The organism is Rhizobacter sp. P2_H2 (assembly GCF_056403375.1).
Genome location: NZ_JBFUFP010000249.1, coordinates 1 through 6,258 on the forward strand (window position 1 = coordinate 1; position 6,258 = coordinate 6,258).

6 protein-coding genes are annotated in these 6,258 nt (G+C 70.7%); 3 read left to right on the forward strand and 3 right to left on the reverse strand.

Going from position 1 to position 6,258, the window contains the following annotated elements:
• A partial coding sequence (locus tag AC1D15_RS14725; protein WP_477826565.1) for a PepSY-associated TM helix domain-containing protein occupies positions 1-726 on the forward strand: 726 nt, incomplete at its 5' end.
• 240 nt (positions 727-966) lie between these two features.
• Here AC1D15_RS14725 and AC1D15_RS14730 read toward each other — a convergent pair.
• From AC1D15_RS14730 to AC1D15_RS14740, 3 genes are all read right to left on the reverse strand, one after another.
• Entirely contained in the window at positions 967-3,108 is a 2,142-nt protein-coding gene (locus AC1D15_RS14730) for an RICIN domain-containing protein (protein ID WP_477826566.1), read from the reverse strand.
• Positions 3,109-3,263: 155 nt separating this feature from the next.
• Positions 3,264-4,286 carry a pirin family protein gene (locus AC1D15_RS14735; protein WP_477826567.1) on the reverse strand — a complete coding sequence of 341 codons (1,023 nt, stop codon included), beginning with the start codon at positions 4,284-4,286 and terminating at the stop codon, positions 3,264-3,266.
• 23 nt (positions 4,287-4,309) lie between these two features.
• Positions 4,310-4,561 (reverse strand): hypothetical protein, encoded by a 252-nt coding sequence (locus AC1D15_RS14740; RefSeq protein WP_047506599.1) that lies wholly within the window; start codon positions 4,559-4,561, stop codon positions 4,310-4,312.
• Between the two features lie 203 nt (positions 4,562-4,764).
• On the opposite strand from AC1D15_RS14740, the gene AC1D15_RS14745 reads away from it, so the two are divergent.
• Positions 4,765-5,886, forward strand: coding sequence for a sensor histidine kinase (locus AC1D15_RS14745; protein ID WP_477826568.1), 1,122 nt, complete (start codon positions 4,765-4,767; stop codon positions 5,884-5,886).
• 17 nt (positions 5,887-5,903) lie between these two features.
• Positions 5,904-6,258: LytR/AlgR family response regulator transcription factor (locus tag AC1D15_RS14750; protein WP_477826569.1), on the forward strand; the 355-nt coding region annotated here is incomplete at its 3' end.

A 6,258-nucleotide genomic window follows, 5' to 3' on the forward strand; every position in this document is an offset into this window, starting at 1 on the left:
CTGTTCCTCGGTGCGATGGGGCTGCTGCTGCTGGTGGCGATCGTCTCGGGGCTGGTGCTGTACGCGCCCTTCATGCGCAAGCTGCGCTTCGGCGAGGTGCGCCGCGAGCGCTCGGCGCGCGTCAAGTGGCTGGACCTGCACAACCTGCTGGGCGTCGTCACGCTGGTGTGGGCGCTGGTCGTCGGCGCCACCGGCATGATCAACACCTGGGCCGACCTGCTGATCAAGCTGTGGCAGTACGACGCGCTGACCACGCTGCTCGCGCCCTACCAGGGCCAGCCGCTGGTCGAGGAGGGCGCCCGCGCGCCGACGCAGCGCATGCTGGCCGCCGCGAAGGCGCAGGCGCCGCACATGCGGGTCGGCTTCATCGCGTTCCCGGGCACCGGCTTCTCGAGCCMGCACCACCACACCTTCTTCATGCGCGGCACCGAGCCGCTGACGGCCCGCCTGCTGCAGCCGGTGATGGTCGATTCGCGGACGGCCGCCGTCACCGCGTCGCCCGAGGTGCCGTGGTACATCGCGACGCTGCTGCTGTCGCAGCCGCTGCACTTCGGCGACTACGGCGGCTTGCCGCTGAAGATCGTCTGGGCGCTGCTCGACCTCATCACGATCGTCGTACTGGGCAGCGGGCTGTACCTGTGGATCAAGCGCAGGCAGCCAAAGTCGCTGCTCGACGAGGCGGGCGTGCGGCTGCCCGGGTTGCCGCAGGATTTGTCGCAAACCTGACCGCAACTCGCCCGGTTCGCCACCGGCGGTGGCGGGGCGCCCGGCTCGATGACCGGGTCCGCGGGATGCGGTGACGGCGGGTCGTCGATCTCGGGCAACGGTGGCGGCACCGTCGGCGGCGGAGGCGGCGTGGCCGGCGGTTCGGGCACGGTGTGCAGCAGAAGCGGCCGAATGGAGGTCATGACGGGGCCTGTGTGCGGTGGCGACACAGACCCCCGGGCAATCGGCGTTCCCTCCCGCTCAGTTCACCGTGAACAGGTTCAGGTTCACCGAGTTCGCGATCGCCGCATTGCCGGCGGTGTTCGGATGCAGGTGGTCGCCGGTGTCGTTCGCCGGCAGCATGCGCGCCGGGTTGGCCGGGTCGCGCGTCGCGAGGTCCTGGTCGATCACGCCGTCGCAACCGCTCGCGCTGCTCTTCACGAAGTTGTTGTAGGCCTGCCGCGTCGTCTCCTGCGACGGCGTCCAGACGCTGTCGCTGTACGGCGTCAGCGTCGAGCACAGGAATTTCACCTGGCGCKCATGGGCCTTCGCGATCATCCGCTGCAGCGGACCGAGCAGTTGCTCGAGCGTCGGCTGCGGGTTGCCGCGCAGGTCGTTGATCGGGTCGTCCGAATAGATCACCCATTTGATGCCGGCCTGGCCGAGCACGTCGCGGTCGAAGCGGTTCTCGGCGCTCGGGCCGGCGCCGTCGCGCAGGCTGCTGTTGCCGCTGATGCCCTGGTTCAGCACGCCCACGCCGATGCCGGCCGCGTTCAGGCGGTTCGCCAGCACGTTCGGCCAGCGCTGGTTGGCGTCGAAGTTGGTGCCGACCCCGTCGGTGATCGATGCGCCCAGCGTCGCCACGCTGCCGCGCAGGCTGCTGTTGGACACGTCCAGGTTGGTCAGCAGCCGGTAGCTGCCGCTGGTCGCGCTCGGGTTGATCGTCGCATTGCCGCTCACGTTGCCGGCGGCCACGTAGTTCGTCTGCAGGCCGGTCTGGTGCTCGGTGGTCACCGTGGTGGCGTTCGGCAGGTAGAAGCTGATCGCCACGTCGGACAACGCGGCGACGTTGAAGTCGACCGAGTCGCTGACCGCCTCGCCGCCGGCCGGGATCACGACCGTGGGCTGGCCGCCGAAGTTCACCGCGCGGTCGCTGGCCGCGACGATGGCCGAGCCGCCGGCGCGCTGCGCGATGTGCACGTTCGCGACCGTGATCGGCTGGTTGCCGAACACGTTGGACAGGTGCACCCGCGCGGCCGCGCCGCCGACGCTCGTGTGCACGATCTGCCGCAGCGTCTGCTGGTTGAAGCTGGTGTTGCCGCCCTGCGGCGATGCACCCCAGGTGCCGACCCAGGTGCCCGTGGGCGGCGGCGGGGTGTCGCCGGCCGGCACCGGCGTCCAGCGCTGGTTCGCCGCGCCCAGGCAGTCCCACTGGTGGATGCGCGCGCCGGGCTGCGTGCTGACGCCGCTCACGTCGACGCAGCGGCCGCTGTGGCGGGCCGCGATGCGCAGCGCGCCGGCGTCGTCCGTCACGACGAAGCGCTGGTTCGCGCCGCCGCCATGGGCCCATTGCTGGATCAGCGCGCCGTTGTCGAGCGAGATGTCGCTCACGTCCAGGCCCTTGCCGCTGTTGACGTTGAGGAAGGCGTAGGTGCCTTCGGCCGCGGGCTGGGCCTCGAACAGCTGGCGGTCGGCCTGGCTGCACGCGGCCTGGGCCGTCTTCGCGCCGTTGTCGAGCGAGCCGTTCTCGACGTCCATGCACAGGCCGGAATGCACCGCCTTCAGCGCATAGCGGCCGATCGCGAGCACGCCGCGCCCGGTGGTCGACACCGGGTACAGCAGGAACTGCTGCGCGCCGCTCGTGCTGCAGCCGGCCTGGCGCAGCCCGGCGCCGTCGTTCACCGAGCCGCCGTCGATCGCGACACACTTGCCGCTGCCGGCGTTCTTCAGCGCGAAGCGGTTGCCCTGGCTGCGTTGCAGCACGAAGCGCTGCGCGCTGGTGTCGTTGTTGGTCCACTGGTGGATCACCGCGCCGTCGGCGGTGGAGCTCGCGGCCAGGTCCATCACGCGGCCGGTGCCGACGGCGACCAGCTTGTAGCTGCCGCCGGTCTGCACCGTCAGGTCGAAGGTCTGCGTGACGGCGGCGCTGCAGGTGTTCTGCACGAAGGCGCCGCCGTCGCTGCCGGGCGGCACTGCATCGACGCACTTCGCGCTCTGCACGTTCTTCAGCACATAGCGGCCGGCGCTGACAGCGGGCACCGCGAGCGCGGCGGCCTGTTCATGGGTGGCGGACTCGCCGGAGCGCGTGGGCGGTGCGTCGCTTCCGCCGCCACAGGCGGCCAACAGGAGAAGTGGCAACAGCGGCGGCAGGCAGGCGAGCGCTGCCCGGTTCAGCGTGTTCATCGGCGTGTCCCCTCTGTCGTGGTGTGAGGGCCGCACTCTATGGAAGCGTTTCCAATTCACGCAAGCCGCGACTCGATACAAGACCTGCGCCGAGGGCATTTGCCCATCGACAGCAACCCATCGGATCGCCCGATGGTTCTGTCGGATGCCGGCGCTCAGGGCCGCTCGTCGCCGCCGTCCGGGCGCCGCGCGAAGCGCTGCGGCTCGGCGCCGTGCACCGGCGCGGGGTCGTCCCAGGGCCATCCGCCGAACTCGGTGCGGCGGTAGTCGGTGAAAGCCTGTTGCAACTCTTGCTGCGTGTTCATCACGAACGGGCCGTATTGCGCGACCGGCTCGCCGATCGGCCGGCCCTGCAGCACGAGGAACTCGGCCGTCTCGGCACCGTTGACCAGCTCGACCGGTGCGCCGGCGCGCAACTCGATGGCCGCATGGCTGTCGACCGCCACGCCATCCACCGTCACCGCGCTGCCGACGAAGAAATACAGCTTGCGCCGTGTGCCGTCGCCCTGCGCGGGCGGCAGCGTCCAGCGTGCGTGCGGCGCCATGCGGATCGTCCAGATCGCGAGGTCGGCACCGTCCTGCGAAGCCCATGAATCGGGCGGCGGCGCGAGCGGGTCGGCCACGCCCTCGATCCGGCCGGCGATGCAGACGACCTCGGTCTGCCGCCCGGCCTCGTCGGCGTGCAGGTGGTGCGGGATCTGTTCCGACCAGAACATCGTGAAATGCGGCGCCACCATCTTGTTGCGCGCCGGCAGGTTCAGCCAGATCTGGAACAGCTCGAGCCGGTTCGGCGCGTCGCGCTTCAGCAGCGGGAACATCTCCGAGTGCACGATGCCGCGGCCGGCGGTGAGCCATTGCACGTCGCCGCCGCCGAAGCGCGCCATCGCGCCGAGCGAGTCGGAGTGGTCGACCAGCCCGTGGCGCACGATGGTCACGGTCTCGAAGCCGCGGTGCGGGTGCGACGGAAAGCCCGGCACCGTCATGCCGTGGTACATGCGCCAGCCGTCGAGGCCGGCGAAGTCCTGGCCGAGGTTGCGGCCGGTCAGCAGCGCATCGGGGCCGAACTGCGCATTGCCGCGCGGGTAGGCGTCATCGTGGTGGACGCAGAAGAGGAACGGGTCGAGCGTTTCCCACGGAAATCCGAGGGCGCCGACGTGAAGGATGGCGTTTCCGGGCATGCGCCGCAGTGTCCCTCAACCGCTCAAGCCGTGCTCGACTCCTGCTGCGAAAGCCGCACGCCGTTCTGCGCGATCGTCATCACGCCGTCGGCGTCGACGTTCACCGGGCGGCCGTCGGCCAGGCGGTATTCGGATTCGCCGGTCGGCTCCCAGTCGCCGCCGAGGCCGGGCGCGGCGTCGAGCCGGGCGAGGTGCTCGAAGCCGTGCACCACGTAGTCGCGTCCGTCGTCGCCGTGCAGGCGCAGGGTTTCGAGTTGATGCAGCCGCTTTTCCATGAGGTCTCCTTCAGCAGGAATCGGTCGGTCGATTGAACTGCAAGCCGGCGCCGCAAGCCACCTTGGCGGGCAAGGCCGCGGGGCGGGAAGGGTTTCGACACAGTGCGTCAGGGTGGGGCGCCCGCAGCCACATTTCGATGCCGCGATCCGGCGATCGGTCGCAGCGGCCCGCCGTGCCGGCCGGGACTCCCTAAGATCCGTGCATGTCCGACAACCCCGCCACCTCTTCGACGCCAGACCGCACCGACTGGACGCCGTGGCTCGTCTACGCGGCCGGCTGCCTGCTGTCGTGGCTGCTGTATGTGCTGGCCGGCACCGAGTTCCAGCGCGGCCTCTGGCAGCTGCTGGAGGTGGTCTACCAGGCCACGCTGCAGCTGTGGCCGGCCATGGCGCTCGGCGCCATCGTGCTGCCGTGGGTGCGCTGGTTGCAGGGCCGCGGGCTCGGCACGGCCACCGCGGTGGCCTTGCATGTCGCGTGCGCGCTGCTGTTCGGCGCGCTGTGGCAGGCCCTCGACTTCACGACCTCGCTGCTGCTGTTCGGCGCCGACCATGCGTTCGCGGTGTTCGCGCAGACGCTGCTGTGGCGTGCGATCTGGGGTGCCGTCGTGTACACCGCGATCGCGACCGGCTTCACCGCGCTGATCGAGGCCCGCCGTGCGCGCCGCGCCGCGCTGGCTGCCGCGCAGGCCGAATCGGCCCTCGCGCAGGCCGAACTCGCGGCGATCACCGGCAAGCTGAACCCGCACTTCCTGTTCAACACCTTGAACACGCTGATCGCGCTGACCCGCAAGGATCCGCAGGCCGCCGAGGCGGCGCTGATGCGCTTTGCCGGCATGCTGCGCTACGTGCTCGACACCAAGCGCAGCGCGGCCGACCGCGTGGCGCTGGCCGACGAGGTGGATTTCGTGCGCGACTACCTGGCGCTCGAGAGCCTGCGCCTGGGCGCGCGGCTGCAGGTCGACTGGCAGCTCGACCCGGCGACGCTGCAGGACGAGATCCCGCCGCTGAGCCTGCAGCCGCTGGTCGAGAACAGCGTGCTGCACGGCGTGGCGCCGCAACTGCGCGGCGGCTGCATCCGCATCGTCAGCGAGCGCAACGGCATGAACCAGGGCCTCGACCTGACGGTCGCCGACGATGGCCCGGGCTGCGATCCGGCGCGGCTCGCAGATCCTGGCGAGCCCGCCGGCGGCCAGGCACCGCGCACCGGCATCGGCCTGAACGCGCTGAAGCGCCGCTTCGCGCTCGACTACGACGGACGCGCCCGCCTGCGCGTGCACACCGCGCCCGGTGCCGGCTTCCGGGTGGACCTGTGGATACCGCAATGAAAGACATGACGAACGACATGACGAAAACGCGCGTGCTGATCGCCGAGGACGAACCGCTGGCCGCCGAGGCGCTGGCCGACTGGGTGGCGCAGATGCCGCAGCTCGCGCTGGTGGCCACCTGCGCCGACGGCGTCTCGGCGCTGGCGCAGATCCGCGCGCTGCGCCCGCAGCTGGTGCTGATGGACATCCACATGCCCGGCCTGAGCGGCTTGCAGGTGCTGAAGGCGCTGGCGGAAGACGGGCCGCGGCCGGCCGTGATCTTCACGACCGCCTACGACGAGCATGCGCTCGCGGCCTTCGAGCTGCATGCGGTCGACTACCTGCTGAAGCCGTTCGCGCGCGAGCGGCTGGTCGAGGCGATCGAGCATGCGC